The organism is Paenibacillus sp. FSL R5-0744, from assembly GCF_037972555.1.
Taxonomy (GTDB): domain Bacteria; phylum Bacillota; class Bacilli; order Paenibacillales; family Paenibacillaceae; genus Paenibacillus_AQ.
In genome coordinates this window covers 436,220-453,026 of sequence record NZ_CP150228.1, presented here as the reverse complement: position 1 = coordinate 453,026, position 16,807 = coordinate 436,220, and the positions used below count along the sequence as shown (strand labels likewise).

Below are 16,807 nucleotides of genomic sequence, written 5' to 3'. Positions count from 1 at the left end.
TCATTTTAAAAGACTCCTTTATCCAGCTTGTTCATTAGTGTTACCGTCATATTCCTTTAGCATTTCTGCCTGTTGCTCTGGCGTTAGCTTTGCGATACCGAATCCCGTGAAGCCCCATATCGTCGCAAAGATTATTCCTGTCCAACAGAGAACAGCCCAAGGTAAATAATCTAGCGTTGCAACACCCAGCGTACCCGCCATATAAGCACCTGCAGCTGTCCAAGGCAGAATAGGCTCGGTAATCGCCGCTGAATCCTCGATGGTACGTCCCAAGTTCTTCGGATGCAAGCCCCGACGGATATATGCTTCACGCAGCATTTCACCTGGCATTAAGATGGATACCTGACCATTACTTGTAACTCCGATCATCGTAAGACCTGTAACAATTGTTGCTACGATCATTGAACCTGTGGAATGGACGAACTTCAAAAGCTTATTAACAATCAATTCCAAGGACTTCGTCAGAGATATGGTTCCAGCGAACGTGATTGCACAGAAGCAAATGAGAAGTGTACCCATCATGGAGTTCATTCCGCCACGATTTAGAAGACGGGGTACATCTTCAATAACGTTGGCAGAATCAAACCCAGCTACTTGAACCATAGAAATATTAAATCCATTAACAACAGAAGATACGACATCATTCAAAGTAAATCCCTGGAATACAAGTGCGTTAGCCATAGCGAACATAGAAGAAATCAGCATGACCGGTATTGTCGGTTTCTTCGTGATTGAACCATACAAGATGATTAAAACGGGTACTATAAGCAGCAGATTAAAGTCATAAATGGTATTCAACGATCCCATAATTGTTCCAACCTTCTCCGGAACAATAGCACCTGCGGCATCTGTGTTTAGGCCTGTGATAATAAAAACAACGCTTGCGACAATAAAGGAAGGAATTGTGGTATACAATAAATGTCCAATATGCTCATATAGATTGACACCTGTTGCTAACGCCGCAATATTAGTTGTGTCTGAAAGCGGTGACAATTTATCACCAAAATAAGCACCTGCAACTACAGCACCAGCCACTGCTGCCAGGTTTGAATCCATACCCGCGCCAACACCCATGAAAGCAACCCCGATCGTTCCCGCTGACCCCCAAGATGTGCCCGTACAAAGCGAAACGGCAGCTGTCGCAATAAATGCGGTAATAAGCAGAAATTGTGGACTAATAATTTTCAATCCATAGTAAATCATCATCGGAATCGTTCCACCAACCATCCATGCCCCAATCATAAAACCAACCATGATCAGAATAAGAATGGCAGGCATCGTCTTCGCGATCTTACCAGCGATAGATTCTAGTATGTCGTTATAGCTATAACCAAGAATAATCGCGATAATACCAGCAACAACCGCTGAGGTAATAATAAGTGGTTCTGGTGGTAATTCAAACAACACATACCCTAAACTAAGTAACACAATCATCGTAATAATCGGCAATAGCGCTAAGAACATCGTCGGCTGTTTCTTGACTCTTGGTGTTTCTGATTTGGACATGATTATTCTCCCCCTTGATACGGATCTGAGAAAGGCTACTAACGAGGTCTTTCAAGGTCATTGATAAAGAGTTTTTTATTATGAATTTTTTAATGGATAGGCTCGATACAGCCGATGAAAAGCTTCTTGCAACATGGGCAGTGGCGTTGCAATATTTAAGCGAATAAAGCCTTCTCCTGATGCCCCAAAACCTGTTCCAAAGCTCACACTAACCTTCGCATCGGACTCAATCCATTGCTTTAGCTCTGCTTCGTTGGTGCTAATTGCCCTACAATCCACCCATAACAGATAGGTTCCTTCTGATTCGATCACGCGAAGCTCAGGCATATGTTCAGTTATATAAGCATTCACCCAAGCGATATTGGCTGTGATATACCCTCGTAATTGTTCCAGCCATTCATCGCATTCCGTATAAGCCACTTCTAATGCAGGTACTGCAAAAAAGGTTGGGTTATGACAGCCTGCTTGCTGTAAGCAATGTCTGAATTTCTCACGCAGCTGATCATTCGGAATCACGATGTTAGCAATTTCAAGGCTTGCAAGATTGAAGGTCTTCCCTGGGGAAGTACAGATAAAGGATCGCTGCTCTGCCTCAGTCGATATCTTTCCGATTATCGTATGCTCATGGCCTTCATGGATAAAATCGGCATGAATATCATCCGATACAATATAAGCATCATACTTTGTACACAAGCTAACGATTCGTTCTAGTTCAGCTCGTGTCCATACTCGTCCAACCGGATTATGCGGTGAGATGAGCAGTACAATTTTAACCCCTGCTTGCATCTGCAACTCCATATCAGCAAAATCGATCTCATAACCCCCGTTCACTTCACGAAGTGGACTTTCCACTAATACGCGGTTATTTAGTTCTACCGATTTAGCAACCGGCTGATAGGCTGGAGTATGGATTAACACTTGATCACCTGGTTGAGTGAAGTTCTGAATGATCAGAGAAACCGCTTGCACAATACGAGGGCAAAACACGATCCATTCTTGCGGAACCTCCCAATCGTAAGCTTTTTTAATCCATCCCTGAACTGCCTCATAATAAGGTGGAAAAGGATCGGTATATCCATATATGCCATGCTTCGCCATCTCCGTTACTCGCTCAATCACCTGTGGAGGGGCTTGAAGATCCATATCCGCGACGGAAAGCGCTATCATTTCTCTGCCCAAAACTTGCGCCATGCCATCCCATTTAGCGCAATTGGTCCCATATCGGCTAACAACCTTATCAAATTCTATTGACATCTAGCCCACTTCCTCTCTTGAGAGTTCTGTTTATTCTCACTTAATTTTTTGCAAATAACGATAAACTGTTGGCTCAGATATCATCAAGGTCTTAGCGACTTGAGAAACTCCACCTTTAAGTAGAAACACGCCCTGCTCGTTAAGTACTTTCACAAGTTCAATCTTCTCTTTCGAGGACAATCGCTCTGCCGGGACATTAATTTTACCGAGCACCGAATCAATCATGTGCTGGAGTAGGTCATCTACGTTTCCTTGTAAATACTCTTCCGTCTGCTTCTCTACAACCTCTTGTTGTGGTATTAACGGTACTGGTGGAAGTGTTGATCCTCCTTGCAAAATGTTTTGTATCCACTCAGCTGCAACCTCCATATGCGTGACATCAATGTTAATACACATCATACCGACCAATTCGCTGCTGTTTTTAATATAATAAGTAGCGGAGCGAAACACCTGACCTTGCGAACCACGCGCTTTATAGTTAGCAATAAACGGTTGCTCACGGTAGGACTCATCTTTCAACAGCTTAAGCACGAGATCTGTTGAACTATCGCCTACTTTACGCCCACTAATGTATCCGTTCTCAATAAAAATAATTGAACGCTCTGGATTGCTTATATCATGAATAACAACCTCACATTTTGAACCAATAATTGAAGCAATAAAAGAAGCGATTGGAAAATAGGACTCCAGGCAGCTGCGATCTTCTAACATGTGAGCATCTCACTCCTTTCGTTTTACGTCTTTTCTATTTTGATAATAATTTATTATCTTGATAAGATTTTATTACAACATTCTTAAAAAAGCAATCAGTAATATATTGGAATTGTTCCAGCCAATATTCTCTCTTAAATACTTAGGGCATATTTCCTGTAAAGCGATAACAAAAAAAGTCTTTCACTATTTCTACAAATTGCAGAAATAGTGAAAGACGATATTTACTGCTGTATCTTATTTCCTAATCATAGCTTGATACACGAATTTAGGAAGAACTGCTTGCCTGCGCCAGCGCGACTTTTGTCCTTTGGCCACAGGTGCGAATAAGAGTCGATGCAGCCACTCCAAATTGAGTTTCTTCCATATCGCAGGGGCTGGAGTCACTTTTCCCGCTATAACATCCAAGCTTCCCCCCACGCCAAACACAACCTTAACCTGAGAAAGCTCCTGTTTATGCTTATAAACCCACTTGTCAGAGTATGGAGCCCCCATCGCGACAATCAGGAAATCTGGCTGTGCGTGCTGAATCTCTGCCACAATGGCCGGTTCCTCTTCTTTAGCAAGAAAACCATTATGTCTTCCGGCAATTTTCACATTCGGATATAGCTCTGTAATCTTTTCGACCGCTTTACAGCTGGTATGCTCATCCGTGCCTAAGAAATAAAAGCTCCAGCCCAGCTTATTTCCTTGTGCGAGCAGCTCAAGAAGTAGTTCATACCCCGTAACTCGTTCAGCTATAGGGTCACCTTTTCTTCTCGATGCCAGCACAATGCCAATCCCATCAGGAGTAATCAAATCTGCCTCATGGAGTATGGTTCGAAGCAGCTCATCCGATTGGCTTGTTATCGTAATCTCCGGGTTCGCCGTAATCAAATGAAATAGCCTCGGTTCTCCGGATTGAATATGTTTTGTTAGATGAAGTGTTGTCTCGTTTAGTGTTAGTTTTGAAAAAGGAACGCCTAATATAGAGACTGTCCCAGCCATTTAATCACCTCTTACTGAAAAGTTCATTCCAGTATACCTTACCGTAATCAAGAAGGATAGTCAGCGTCATTACTCCGTTTATTCCTTCAAAAACTTCCACCACTCTATTAACCAAGGTTCATCGATCCCTCGCAGGCGGAATTCCTCCAAAAGTATCTTTCGAAATTGTTTTTCCATTTTGACAAAATTATTGTCCTCCTGGTGCATGGGAGCAAAGGATTCATCCTCTCTAAGATAACTCCAAAAATCGCCTGCACACTCCAAAATCTTTCGACCTACGACCGTTTGCTGCGCTACGGGAACAAGCCATTTGTCATAGGGATACGGATAACCTTCAATAGTGATTGCACAGCGTAAAGCCTCTTTATAAAGGGAAACCGCTAAGAACAAGATTGGAAAGGCGTCGCCACGAACTACAGGATTATCTAGACTTCTGGCATAGCTTCTTAGCTGTATGTATGAATTCTTGCGAAATTTCATTAGTACTTCAGATTGGAGTGGAACATAGGAATGAAAAATTGACTTCAGATCCAGCTGATCGTAGTAAATATAGGACACCGATGCATTCCACAGCCATTCCATATCCCCGCTCATTAAAGCTTCTTTGATATCAGATATTTTATGGAGTGTATAATGCCCTGTCTTCCCACTCGGAAGCCTTAAATCCATAAAAAAACTACTGTGCTCCGGAATCAGCCCTGCTTCCTCGAACCGATGATTAATACTGTTGTAAGACTCATCCTCACAAATAATGATTATATCTACATCCGACTGCCCATCTACCACCCCGAGTGCGGTCGATCCATCTAGGATAATGCTTACCCTCTGACGATCTTCTTGCAATAACGGATGATTTAGGATCTCTTGCGTAATGAACTTTCCAATCTCCTCTAGTAATTCGCGATGAAGTAGCAACTTATCAGGTGTTAGTAAAATATCCGACAATACTGATTTCATCATCGTATCCATCAGCCTCCAATCGATCTCAATCCCCTTGTAAATATAGCGCTTACATTTAATCTGAAATGTGGATTTGGGAATATCATTCTATACTCTAGAGATACATCTTGCAACGATATATAGTACCCTTTTGCCCTTGCCCAAATATAATGAATCATCTAGTCATTTGAAGAGGGGGTTATATCATGGCGTTACCCACCATCATAACCACAGTTCCTACATCCGTACCTGTCGGAGATATTGAGGTAAATCCCATCACCAATCGGGTATACTTCGTAAATCCTAACACTACAGCCGGAACTGTTGGTGTATTAAGCACCCTGACCAATCGGATCATTGCAACCATACAAGTAGGTAGATTTCCGCTCAAGCTTGCCATCAACCCAAGAACAAACCGTGTGTACGTCACCAACTTCCGCGATGGAACGGTATCTGTAATTAGCGGACGGACAAACCGTGTAATCAAGACCCTCCAAGTGGGCAGGAACCCTGATAGTGTTAACGTTAATGTTCGAACGAACCTGATTTATGTGTCGAGTGCCTCTGGCATCGTAACCGTCATCGACGGCAGATCGAACTGCATTCGGACTACTATCCAGATCGGCGGCCGCCCTTCCGCTATCGTCATTAATAAACGTACCAATCGCATTTATGTAACGAATACGATAAACAATTCCGTATCTGTCATTAACGGTAGTACACAAACTGTAATAGCAACCATCAAGGTTGGCAACAACCCAGTAATCACACCTGCGCTAAATCCGATTACGAACCGTATTTATGTAGCGAACAACTTAAGCCGCTTTCTTTCCGTGATCAATGGCCGCACCAACAAGCTCCTCAAGAATGTACAGCTTGGACGGTTACAAAGCGAGGTCATCCTTAATCCGCTTACAAACCGTGTTTACGTGTCCAGTGCTCAACAGGTTAAACAAGGGAAGCTTTTTGTGCTTAATGGAAATACCAATAAAGTGATTGCAACTAGAGTGTTATCTTCCTCCTCCAGCACATTCATCAACCCGATTACAAATCATTTATTTGTCAGTAATTTCAATAAGAACAGAATGTCCGTGTATAACGCCAGTACGTTTAAAAGAATCGCGGTATTCCCCTCCGTAACAGGCGTAAACATCGCACTTAATCCACTAACGAACAGGTTATATGTCGCAAACGACAATTCCATCACAGTCATTCAGGATGGTCCAAGATTAACACATCATTATAAGTAATCTTTACTTTCTTATATTTGCAAAAAAAGGCGCTTCACCTATAAGGTGAGCGCCTTTTTGAATATAGACTAATGCGTTGTAACTTGCTTAGCAGCTACTTTCTTTGCAGTCACTTTCTCTTCTGCCGTTTCCTTAGGCTGTACACCTCTTTTAATAAAGAAGGCTAGAATAAATGCAATAATCGCTACGCCTACAGATACCAAGAATGCATCGTTAATTCCTTCAATAGTAGCTTTCGCAATGACTTGATTTTGTATACCAAGCAATTGGTCTGCCGAAGGTTTAGCCGTTAATTTACTTACAGCATCAGCGACCATATCTTTCACATGTGAAGTGGTACTGTTAGACATAATGGTTACGAGCAGTGCCCCACCTATCGCCCCTGATACTTGCTGAATCGTACTGTTCATAGCTGTACCATGCGGCGTATATTTGGCTGGGATAGAATTCAAACCATTGGTCATAACTGGCATCATCACCATAGAGATCCCGAACATTCTCACCGAATATAGAATCATGAGTGTCGAATATTTAGTAGTTTCAGTCAGATCACTAAAGAAATACGTACTAATCACTACAATCGCTAGACCAATTAGCGCTAATACCTTACCGCCGAATTTATCGAACAATTTACCTGTGATTGGTGACATAACGCCCATAATTAACGCACCAGGCAGCATTAGAAGTCCAGAATCCAGTGGTGAAATCCCTCTAATGTTTTGCAGGTAAATCGGCATCAGCATCATTGCTGAGAACATTGCCATATTCAGTGTAATCGAAATCGCTGAGGATAAAGCAAACATCGGATATTTGTACACTCTGAAGTTAAGCATAGGCTCCTTCATCTTCATTTGGCGCATAATGAATATTACTAATCCAATCGCCCCGATAATAAGCGCGGAGTAGACCATTGGATCATCCCATCCTTTATTCCCAGCGGAACTGAAGCCGTATAGCAGACCCCCGAAACCAATCGCTGAAAGAACTACAGATAAGAAATCGATCTTAATAGCCACATCTTTTTTAGGATCATGCAATTTGAAGAAGGCCAGAATGAACACCAATACAGCGATTGGGGCAATCATAAAGAATAGTACAGGCCATTCATAGTGCTGAATAATCCATCCAGATAATGTAGGTCCGATAGCTGGTGCAAAAATCATAACCAGCCCGAACATCCCCATAGCTGAACCACGTTTCTCAGGTGGAAAGGTAGTGAACAATACATTCATTAATAATGGCATCATGATCGCAGCCCCTGAAGCCTGAACCATTCTGGCGATCAGCAACACAGGGAAGCTTGGTGCTAATCCGCCGATAAAGGTTCCTATCGCAAATAATCCAATCGCGATTAAGAACAACCGTCTCGCGGTATACTTTTGAATCAAAAAAGCTGTTGAAGGAATCATGATCCCGTTCACCAGCATATAGCCCGTTGATAGCCACTGTACCGTTGAGGCACTGACATTAAAATCCTTCATAATCGATGGTAAAGCTATATTGAGTAGGGTATTACTCAGTAAAGCAACAAATGCACCAATCATGAGGATTGCCAATATCCCGTAAGATGCTTTACTTTCTTTTGCTTTCATTTTGGAATCCTCCATTCTATAATCATACTAACGGTTCAAAATTGAACTCGTGTTATAATCCGGTGTAGAATATATTACTCCCTTATTTCTCGCTTGGCAAGACAAAAATCACTTAAAATTGAAATTGTATTAAGTGGAAATATACGCTAGTCTATATTGGAACAAAGAGTTCAGCTTAAAGGGGCACCTCAGATGATAAATAAACGAAAAGAGCAAGTGGTTCATAAAGCGCATGAATTATTTATTGAAAAAGGCTACCACGCCACATCCATTCAGGATATTTTGAATCATAGCCGGATCTCCAAAGGATCTTTTTATAACTATTTCCCTTCAAAAGGGGATCTCTTTAAGGCTGTATTTACGTCCATTCACGATCGACTTGAAGAAGGGCGAAATTCCCTGCTCATAGGTCAAGATCCTTCTGACATTAAGATATTTGCCGAGCAGATTCAGCTGGTCATGAAAATCAATAAGAAAAATAAATTGTTACAGCTCGTAGAAGATGCTTTGGTCTCCAATGACCCAGACTTAATAACATTTATCAAAAAAACAAAGTTCAACCTCCTTACCTGGGTACATGAACGTTTCCTTCATATTTTCCCTGAGGATAAGAAACCCTATTTACTGGACGGAGCCATCATTTTTACAGGAATTCTACAAAATATGCTACAAATCAACAGTGCTATGAATGAAGTCATCACCTCTAAGCAGATCATTGATTATTGCACTACGCTTATCCAAACCATTGTTGAAGAAGTAAGTCAAATGGGCATTCAACTCATCTCACCAGAGCATGTGGGCAAATTATTACCCGCAGCGGAATACAGTGATTTTTTCAATAATGATTTGTCCTTTGCAACCATCAGCTTAAAAAAAGTAATAGAGAGATCATTTACAACTGGTGATGCGAACCTCACTAATTATCTTAAGCTGTTATACTTTATCCAGGAAGAAATCATGAACAACAAGGAACCGAGACAGTTCTTAATCGAAAGTGCTCTGCTATCCTTAAGAACATGTCCTAATCTAAATGAAGCCAAAGAGTTTAAGCATTATGAGGATGTATTATCTAAAATGCTGTAAGTCTAACTAAAAGTGTGGTGAAGCATTTGTTCAAGCTATTATTAATCGAAGACGATTCAACGCTGTTTAATGAGATCAAGGAGCGACTTACCCAGTGGTCTTATGATGTGTATGGCATTCAAGATTTCAGCAATGTCACGCAGGAATTTATAGCAATCAAACCTGATTTAGTCATCATCGACATCCAATTACCTAAATTCGATGGGTTTCATTGGTGCCGAATGATTCGTTCCCACTCTAACCTTCCGATTATCTTCTTATCATCCCGGGATCATCCTACGGATATGGTAATGTCGATGCAGCTTGGAGCCGATGACTATATTCAAAAGCCCTTCCATTTCGATGTACTCATTGCCAAAGTACAAGCGATTCTTCGGCGCGTCTACAATTACAACACGGATAACCTTGAGCTCAAGACATGGTGTGGAGCAACCGTGGATTATGAGAGAAATGTATTGACGCATGATATGGGATCGATTGAGCTTACGAAAAACGAGATCTTTATATTGAAATTGCTTATTGAGAAAAAAAATAAAATCGTCACCCGCGAGGAATTAATCAATAGCTTGTGGGATGATAAACGTTTTATAAGTGACAACACCCTTACCGTCAACGTAAACCGGCTGCGAAAAAAGCTGGATGAGATAGGCTTGGGTAGTTTCATTGAAACGAAAGTAGGACAAGGGTATATGGCCATCGAAGAGGAAGCGCTATGATTAAAAAGTATCTCTTGGAAAGAAGTAGCTGGATCCTACTAGTCCTCTTTACCAATCTTTTTATACTTTTTGTCACCTATATGGATTCATCAATCCCATTCTCTTCAGTTCTCTATCTGGTCTCCTTGTCGATGCTTTTTTTTGTGATGTTCTTAATCCTTCGCTATCCCAGAGAAACCAGGTTCTATAAAAGCTTGGTTGAGCGAGATGATGATCTGGATGTAACGAGTATCGCCACCCCCGAAAGCCCGTTTGAGCATATTATTGAAGAGAGCATTATGAATCAAGCTAAATGGTTAAAACAGGCTGCTTCGAACAATCAAATGACGTTAGAACAGGAAAAAGATGAACTATTATCGTGGATTCATGAAGTGAAGACCCCTCTGACAGCGATGCATTTAATGATTGAGCGAATCGAAGATGATGTAATGAGGAAACATCTGACCTATGAATGGCTGCGCATACATCTTCTGCTGGATCAACAGCTACATCAAAGGCGAATTCCCTTTATCGAAAATGATCTGTATATAGAACATATCGATTTAGAAACGCTTATTTTCGGGGAGATTAAGACGTTGCAATCCTGGTGTATTCAGAAGGGGATCGGCTTTGAGCTGAACTTGGAAGTAGCTGAAGTGCTTAGTGATGCCAAATGGCTGGCTTTTATTATCCGACAACTACTAACCAACGCCGTAAAATATAGTGAGGCTTCAGATATTGCAGTGAGTAGCTATCAGCAAGCTGAGCATATCGTTCTTAAGGTGAAGGATGGCGGGCGCGGGATAGATCCCAAGGATCTGCCTCGGATATTTGATAGAGGATTTACTTCCACCACCGTGCATCGCGACAATGCCGCCACAGGTATGGGATTATATTTAGCCAAAAAAGCGGCGCAATCCTTGTTGATCGTCATCGGAGTTGAGTCGAGGCTCGGATCAGGAACGACGTTCACTTTAACCTTTCCGCTTAAAAATGAATTTGTGAAGCTCTCAAGCGTGTGACAACAATGTCACATGCTTTTTTATTTTGTTCGGGCAATCGAAGGATAAGAACGGCAAAGCCTTTTATAATAAAGCTATACAAAAAGAACGAGTATAAAAAGGGAGTGAATCATTATGGTAATTCTTGAAGCCACTAAAATTCATAAAAGCTACGGAAATAAATTAAACAAACAATCCGTGTTGAGTGGACTGGATATTTCTATAGAAGAAGGCGAATTTGTTGGGATCATGGGCTCTTCCGGTTCAGGAAAGACCACCCTGCTTAACGTTCTCTCGTCAATTGATCAGATCAGCAACGGATCGATTACCATTGAGGGTACTGAAATTTCTAATATGAAAGAAAAGCAATTAGCTGAATTTCGGAAAAATCATTTAGGATTTATTTTTCAAGAATACAATCTCTTAGATACGCTGACGGTGAAGGAGAACATCCTGTTACCTCTATCCATTACCAACACCCCTAAGAAAATTGCCAATGAGAAATTCGAGAACGTCGCGAGGGAGCTGGGGATTTTAGAGTTGAAAAATAAGTACCCGAATGAAATCTCTGGGGGTCAAAAACAACGCACCTCTGCAGCTAGAGCCTTCATTCATGATCCAAGCATTATTTTTGCTGATGAGCCTACTGGTGCCTTGGATTCTAAATCTGCTTCTGATTTGTTAAACAAGCTGAGTGAACTAAATCAAAGACGAAAAGCAACGATCGTTATGGTTACACATGATCCAGTGGCAGCTAGCTATTGCAGTAGAGTTATTTTTATAAAGGATGGTACGATCTATACGCAATTAAATAAAGGAGAACAATCAAGACAAGTCTTCTTTAATGACATCATAAAAACACAAGGTGTACTGGGTGGTGTGCAGAATGAGCATTAATGTACTGATGCTTCGAAATCTGCGAAAAAACATCAGAAATTACTATCTGTATGTATTTGCTCTCGTTTTTAGCGTGGCCTTATATTTCGCCTTTGTTACGTTGCAATACGATCCTTCGATGGATGCGGTAGAAGGCTCGATCAAAGGTGGCGCAGCAATCAAGGCTGCCTCAGTCTTACTGGTCGCGATTGTATCCATTTTCCTGTTATATGCAAACACTATCTTCATCAAACGCCGGGGAAAAGAAATTGGCCTGTTCCAGTTAATCGGGATGACCAAAGGTAAAATATTTCGAATTCTTTCAGCAGAGAACTTCATTTTATATTTCGGCTCTTTAGTTTTAGGGATCGCCGTAGGCTTTTCTGTTTCAAAGTTAATTCTCATGATTCTTTTTAAAATAATGGGGATCGATGCGATAGCATCCCTTCGTTTTTCTACCCCTGCCCTGGTTCAAACGCTGATCGTATTCTTTGTAATCTATCTTTTGATCATGCTGATGAATTATGGATTTATTAAAAGACAAAGCATTCTGTCCTTATTCCGGGTGACCTCAACCACAGAAGGCAACGTGAAAAAGCTGTCCTTCTTTGAAATGATTATAGGGATCGCTGGGATTGGATTGATTCTGCTTGGCTATTCGATTTCATCCCGATTATTTAGCGGAGACTTAACATCAATGACTGAGCTATCTATATCCATGATCACTATTCTGGCTTCAGTTATCATCGGGACTTATCTTTTTTATAAAGGCTCGGTAAGCTTTATCTTTCATCTCATTCGTAAAAAGAAAAACGGGTATCTGAATATTAAAGAGGTGTTGTCTCTCTCCTCCATTATGTTCCGAATGAAATCAAATGCCGTACTGTTAACCATCATTACAACGGTATCAGCTCTAGCGCTGGGTTTATTATCCTTGAGTTATATTTCGTTCTACTCTGCTGAGAAAAGTGCGAAGCTCTATGTTCCGTCAGATTTTATTCTTACGGATATCCAGGATGCTAAACAATTTAAAGAGGTATTAACGACTGAAAATTTGCTGTTTACGGAAAAAATAACCGAAGTCATTCAAGTGGATGTAAATATAGAGAAGCTTCTGGCAGAAAATTCCAAGGCGCTCGGTATGATGTCGAATAATATGACTCTTCCCGTCATCAGTGAAAATTCGCTGGAGGGCATTGATCTATCCCCTGATGAGGCCTATTTTACGAAGACAAGTAGTGCAATGGAGAATCTGATTTCTATGAAGGACCAGGGTGGCATTGAATTCAAGGGACAACATGAAGTCATTCCGCAGTTTTATAAAAGAATTGATATGGAAGCCCCCGTTTTATACAATTTCACAGGTGGTGGCTTACCCCTTGCTATTGTAGACGACACGACCTTTGAACGCTTAAAGAAGGATCTAGATCCAGCCCTTCAAAGAAAGTCCTCTCTTAATATCGGCATCGATATGAAAGAACGGGCAAGCGTTGAGCAGGCTAATGAGCTTTTTCAGAACATGAAATTTGCAAAAGGCCACATAACCGACTCTCAACTGGAGACGATGAACAATCAAAAGCAAACTATGGGACTTATCATGTTTATCGTGGCCTTTCTGGGGTTAACGTTCCTGATTACCTCTGGATGCATTCTTTACTTTAAACAAATGGATGAAAGTGAGAATGAAAAGCCCAACTACACGATCCTCAGAAAGCTTGGTTTCACGCAAGGGGATCTGCTTAGAGGGATTCAGGCGAAACAATTATTTAATTTTGGGATTCCATTAGTCATTGGATTGCTTCACAGTTACTTCGCCGTAAAATCAGGATGGTTCTTCTTCGGTACAGAGCTCATGACACCGATGATTCTGGTGATGCTGCTATACACCGCTTTGTATTCGATTTTTGCAGTGCTATCCGTGTTCTATTATAAAAAGGTAATTAAAGAGTCACTTTAAAAAAAGAGGGGTTCCACAAGCCAGCATGGCTTAGGAACCCCTTGTTGTTATCATACCTCTATCTCCTATCTTCATATTCAATTCTAGTTAACCCGTAGAAGACTATATCCTCGAATTTATCCCATTTTAAAATATGCCGTTTAAATTCCCCTTCAAATCTCATTCCAGCTTTTTTCATAACGTTAGAGGAGGCAGGATTTCTAGTCATTGCCGCTGCCCATATTTTATTTAATGCGAGGTCTTCAAATCCAAAATCAATTAATCGCTTAGCTGCTTCAGTCGCATAGCCATCTCCCCAAAAAGATCTTCCTACCCAATAAGCAAGCTCACCTCTTTGATGCGATTTGTCTATATTTAGACTCATACAGCCTATTAAGGTATTACTCTCTTTACTAATTAAAGCAAAAGGAAATCCTTCCCCTTCGTCTGCGCTTTTCCTACAGGCACCAATCCAAGATTCAGCCGCTCCATCAGGGTATGGATGAGGAATAGACAGCGTTGTTCTAGCTACTTCTATATCCCCAGCAAGCTCTTGAACTTTACTTGCATCTGTGGATTGAAACGGTCTTAGTATTAACCTTTGTGTTTCAAATGTAGGTTGCATAGAAAGTACCTCTCACTATTGGATTTTCAATAGATTATATTACAATTGTTGGATATTGCAATACATATATCAGCTATTCACAATCCCCAATACGAAACCATCATATCCTTTACTTCCCACTGTCTGAATGGCAGTAGCCGAAATCTTAGGCTCTTCAGCCAACAGATCATAAAATTCCCGTACGCCTATTACACGAGGATCTTTGCTATTCTTGTTAATGATCTCGCCTTCACGAATCACATTATCACCTATAATCACCGTACCAGGCCGGGAAAATTGAAGCGCCCACTGTAAATAGTTAGGGTTGTTGGGTTTATCGGCATCAATGAATATAAAGTCAAAGGGTTCCACACCCTCTTGTTTCATCTGAGACAACTGCCCCAAAGCATCGCCTATACGAAGTTCTATCAGATCATCTACCTGAGCAAGCGCGAAATTGGCCCCAGCCACCTGAGCATGCGATGGATCTAACTCCAAGGTAACGATATGTCCGTCAGACGGGAGCGCCCTTGCCATCCAAATTGTACTGTACCCACCCAAAGTGCCAATCTCCAGAATCCGGCGTGCACTTTTCATTTGAACCAATAGGTTAAGGAATTTTCCCTGACTAGGTGAGACATCAAAGGGCGGCAGCCCTGCCTGTTGATTCGCGGACAACACTTCCTCCAGCACGGAGTCCTGCGGAATTAAGCGCTCTGTAATGTACTGATCGACTTTATCCCATGTAGTCGTTTGATTCATATTTATCACTTCTCCTTTGGTTTTAATTACTTTACTGAAAAGAACACTCCAACCCACAATTAGGGATCGTTCGTACCTACGAGGAGTGTTTGGACTTCCGGCCGCTGTTGTCTTCAGATCTCTTTAATTTACTAATTGATAGTGGGTGAAATCCAAAGACAAAGGCGGTCGCTAACGCTCCTACAGTTCCAAACCTCCTCTTCGTTACTCCTTTCCCTAACTAAAGATTTAAGTCCAAAATATAAGTTCATATTCAACTTCAACTTCAACTTCAACTTCATACCTGTATTGTAAATCAGTTATAATCATAAATATAATATATCTTTAATACTAAACTATATATTAAATATATGAATTAAACGATAGCAGATAGGAGCTTAACCATGAATCTACACGCCTTGCGCTTATTCCATGTAATCGCATCGACAGGAAGTGTGACACGCGCCTCCGAAACTTTAAGTATCAGTCAGCCTGCGATTACGGCTCAGATCAAGAAATTCGAAAAGGAAATATCCTTCACCCTATTTAAGCCTCAAGGTAGAGGAATTGCTTTAACGGATGCAGGTGAAGAGCTTGCCCTACTCGCGAAAAGACTGTTCGCCGTTGAACAGCAGATCGAACAATTTGCTCAAGATTACGTAAACGGCACGAATGGAAGTATTCGTCTAGCCGCGACGTATTTGCCCGCTCATTTCCTTATCCCTACCTGGATCGCAAAGTTCAAGCAACAATATGAGCAAGTGGAAATGGTGATTACTACCACCAATTCAAGCGATGCACTGAAGCAGCTGTTAAATGTAGACGTGGATATGGCGATTTACGGAGGGATTACCGAGGCCTATCCAGATACGATCCGGACAGAAGAGTTATTTCAGGATGAGTTATGGTTTGTGGTCGCACCCTATCACCCCTATGCAAATCTGCACATTTCTTTATCCGAAATGATGAAGGAGCCCTTTGTCATGCGTGAGGAAGGGAGTTCGACGAGAGAGAGATTATTATCGTTATGCCGTACATATAATACGCCAGCTCCCACGATCTCTTTGCAATTTAACGGACTTCATGAAGCGATTCAAGCCGTTATCGCCGGGTATGGCGCCAACTTCGTCTCTTCACTCGTTGTTCGCGAATATGTTGAACGTGGAGAGTTATGCCAAGTTTATGTTGAAGGCATACATCTGAAGAACAGCATTGCGATCTGTACGCGAAAAAATGAACCGTTATCCGCCTCGGCGGCAAACCTTATTCAAATGATTCGCCAAAATCCTTATACGATGTAGCATTAATGTTTAGGGAGGCTTATCGGAATCGAGGCAGGAAAGCATCCTGGAGCCTACTTTTCGCTGCATACCTCTCGCTGGAATAGTGAAAACCTGCAATAGTGCAGCTTTTTGTACAGGCATCCTCATCATGCAGACCAAAAACTGCAAATGTACAGGAAATATCCTCACAAACGGCTTGAAAGCTTCTTCTAGCGCAAAAATAACTGCAGATTCGCAGGAATAAGTGCTTCAGCTCTCCACGTATTATAAAAAGATGTACTTTTGCAGGTTTATCCACCGGTTATAGTTAGTAATTAGTCAATCATCACATCTTGAGCACATTGTGCTG

General features: G+C 41.4%; 15 protein-coding genes. 7 read left to right on the top strand and 8 right to left on the bottom strand.

The features are described 5' to 3' along the window. Positions 1 to 18: 18 nt before the first annotated feature. The 5 genes from nhaC to MKY19_RS02005 all read right to left on the bottom strand — a co-directional run bounded on the left by nhaC (position 19) and on the right by MKY19_RS02005 (position 5,418). Positions 19 to 1,506 carry a Na+/H+ antiporter NhaC gene (gene nhaC / locus MKY19_RS02025; protein WP_339799941.1) on the bottom strand — a complete coding sequence of 496 codons (1,488 nt, stop codon included), beginning with the start codon at positions 1,504 to 1,506 and terminating at the stop codon, positions 19 to 21. Positions 1,507 to 1,584: 78 nt separating this feature from the next. Next, complete coding sequence (locus tag MKY19_RS02020; protein ID WP_339799939.1) at positions 1,585 to 2,760, bottom strand: MalY/PatB family protein; 1,176 nt, start codon at positions 2,758 to 2,760, stop codon at positions 1,585 to 1,587. A 36-nt stretch (positions 2,761 to 2,796) separates the two neighbouring features. Beyond that, entirely contained in the window at positions 2,797 to 3,471 is a 675-nt protein-coding gene (locus tag MKY19_RS02015) for a PAS domain-containing protein (protein WP_339799937.1), read from the bottom strand. Positions 3,472 to 3,708: 237 nt separating this feature from the next. Further along, entirely contained in the window at positions 3,709 to 4,458 is a 750-nt protein-coding gene (locus MKY19_RS02010; RefSeq protein WP_339799935.1) for a WecB/TagA/CpsF family glycosyltransferase, read from the bottom strand. Positions 4,459 to 4,536: 78 nt separating this feature from the next. Continuing rightward, positions 4,537 to 5,418, bottom strand: coding sequence for a nucleotidyltransferase domain-containing protein (locus MKY19_RS02005; protein WP_339799933.1), 882 nt, complete (start codon positions 5,416 to 5,418; stop codon positions 4,537 to 4,539). Between the two features lie 185 nt (positions 5,419 to 5,603). Between MKY19_RS02005 and MKY19_RS02000 the strand changes: the two genes are divergently transcribed. Continuing rightward, the gene (locus MKY19_RS02000; RefSeq protein WP_339268378.1) at positions 5,604 to 6,647 is read left to right on the top strand and encodes a YncE family protein; all 1,044 of its coding nucleotides are present in this window, start codon (positions 5,604 to 5,606) and stop codon (positions 6,645 to 6,647) included. A 68-nt stretch (positions 6,648 to 6,715) separates the two neighbouring features. Here MKY19_RS02000 and MKY19_RS01995 read toward each other — a convergent pair whose 3' ends face one another. Beyond that, complete coding sequence (locus tag MKY19_RS01995) at positions 6,716 to 8,239, bottom strand: DHA2 family efflux MFS transporter permease subunit (RefSeq protein ID WP_076285163.1); 1,524 nt, start codon at positions 8,237 to 8,239, stop codon at positions 6,716 to 6,718. Between the two features lie 192 nt (positions 8,240 to 8,431). Between MKY19_RS01995 and MKY19_RS01990 the strand changes: the two genes are divergently transcribed. The 5 genes from MKY19_RS01990 to MKY19_RS01970 all read left to right on the top strand — a co-directional run bounded on the left by MKY19_RS01990 (position 8,432) and on the right by MKY19_RS01970 (position 13,851). Next, positions 8,432 to 9,322 (top strand): TetR/AcrR family transcriptional regulator, encoded by an 891-nt coding sequence (locus tag MKY19_RS01990; RefSeq protein WP_339799930.1) that lies wholly within the window; start codon positions 8,432 to 8,434, stop codon positions 9,320 to 9,322. A 26-nt stretch (positions 9,323 to 9,348) separates the two neighbouring features. Further along, positions 9,349 to 10,038, top strand: coding sequence for a response regulator transcription factor (locus MKY19_RS01985; protein ID WP_339804120.1), 690 nt, complete (start codon positions 9,349 to 9,351; stop codon positions 10,036 to 10,038). Further along, the gene (locus tag MKY19_RS01980; RefSeq protein ID WP_042184346.1) at positions 10,035 to 11,039 is read left to right on the top strand and encodes a sensor histidine kinase; all 1,005 of its coding nucleotides are present in this window, start codon (positions 10,035 to 10,037) and stop codon (positions 11,037 to 11,039) included. The genes MKY19_RS01985 and MKY19_RS01980 overlap by 4 nt, the downstream gene beginning before the upstream one ends. Positions 11,040 to 11,153: 114 nt before the next feature. Then, positions 11,154 to 11,915, top strand: coding sequence for an ABC transporter ATP-binding protein (locus tag MKY19_RS01975; RefSeq protein ID WP_149646232.1), 762 nt, complete (start codon positions 11,154 to 11,156; stop codon positions 11,913 to 11,915). Further along, entirely contained in the window at positions 11,905 to 13,851 is a 1,947-nt protein-coding gene (locus tag MKY19_RS01970; RefSeq protein ID WP_339799927.1) for an ABC transporter permease, read from the top strand. Before MKY19_RS01975 ends, MKY19_RS01970 begins: the two co-directional genes overlap by 11 nt. Positions 13,852 to 13,909: 58 nt before the next feature. Here the strand turns inward: MKY19_RS01970 and MKY19_RS01965 are convergent, their stop codons facing one another. Continuing rightward, the gene (locus MKY19_RS01965) at positions 13,910 to 14,455 is read right to left on the bottom strand and encodes a GNAT family N-acetyltransferase (protein WP_339244462.1); all 546 of its coding nucleotides are present in this window, start codon (positions 14,453 to 14,455) and stop codon (positions 13,910 to 13,912) included. 69 nt (positions 14,456 to 14,524) lie between these two features. Continuing rightward, a complete protein-coding gene (locus MKY19_RS01960) occupies positions 14,525 to 15,196 on the bottom strand; it encodes an O-methyltransferase (protein WP_339268374.1) in 672 nt (223 codons plus the stop codon). A 383-nt stretch (positions 15,197 to 15,579) separates the two neighbouring features. On the opposite strand from MKY19_RS01960, the gene MKY19_RS01955 reads away from it, so the two are divergent. Further along, positions 15,580 to 16,476, top strand: a complete 897-nt coding sequence (locus MKY19_RS01955; RefSeq protein WP_339799925.1) for a LysR family transcriptional regulator — start codon at positions 15,580 to 15,582, stop codon at positions 16,474 to 16,476. Positions 16,477 to 16,807: the final 331 nt, after the last annotated feature.

Excerpts from the sequence above, each read along its gene's own strand:
- MKY19_RS02020 (WP_339799939.1), bottom strand. The coding sequence starts at position 2,760 with ATGTCAATAGAATTTGATAAGGTTGTTAGCCGATATGGGACCAATTGC.
- MKY19_RS01960 (WP_339268374.1), bottom strand. The coding sequence starts at position 15,196 with ATGAATCAAACGACTACATGGGATAAAGTCGATCAGTACATTACAGAG.
- MKY19_RS02015 (WP_339799937.1), bottom strand. The coding sequence starts at position 3,471 with ATGTTAGAAGATCGCAGCTGCCTGGAGTCCTATTTTCCAATCGCTTCT.
- MKY19_RS01995 (WP_076285163.1), bottom strand. The coding sequence starts at position 8,239 with ATGAAAGCAAAAGAAAGTAAAGCATCTTACGGGATATTGGCAATCCTC.
- MKY19_RS01970 (WP_339799927.1), top strand. The coding sequence starts at position 11,905 with ATGAGCATTAATGTACTGATGCTTCGAAATCTGCGAAAAAACATCAGA.
- MKY19_RS02005 (WP_339799933.1), bottom strand. The coding sequence starts at position 5,418 with ATGATGAAATCAGTATTGTCGGATATTTTACTAACACCTGATAAGTTG.
- MKY19_RS01990 (WP_339799930.1), top strand. The coding sequence starts at position 8,432 with ATGATAAATAAACGAAAAGAGCAAGTGGTTCATAAAGCGCATGAATTA.
- MKY19_RS01980 (WP_042184346.1), top strand. The coding sequence starts at position 10,035 with ATGATTAAAAAGTATCTCTTGGAAAGAAGTAGCTGGATCCTACTAGTC.
- MKY19_RS01965 (WP_339244462.1), bottom strand. The coding sequence starts at position 14,455 with ATGCAACCTACATTTGAAACACAAAGGTTAATACTAAGACCGTTTCAA.
- MKY19_RS02010 (WP_339799935.1), bottom strand. The coding sequence starts at position 4,458 with ATGGCTGGGACAGTCTCTATATTAGGCGTTCCTTTTTCAAAACTAACA.
- nhaC (WP_339799941.1), bottom strand. The coding sequence starts at position 1,506 with ATGTCCAAATCAGAAACACCAAGAGTCAAGAAACAGCCGACGATGTTC.
- MKY19_RS01955 (WP_339799925.1), top strand. The coding sequence starts at position 15,580 with ATGAATCTACACGCCTTGCGCTTATTCCATGTAATCGCATCGACAGGA.
- MKY19_RS01975 (WP_149646232.1), top strand. The coding sequence starts at position 11,154 with ATGGTAATTCTTGAAGCCACTAAAATTCATAAAAGCTACGGAAATAAA.
- MKY19_RS02000 (WP_339268378.1), top strand. The coding sequence starts at position 5,604 with ATGGCGTTACCCACCATCATAACCACAGTTCCTACATCCGTACCTGTC.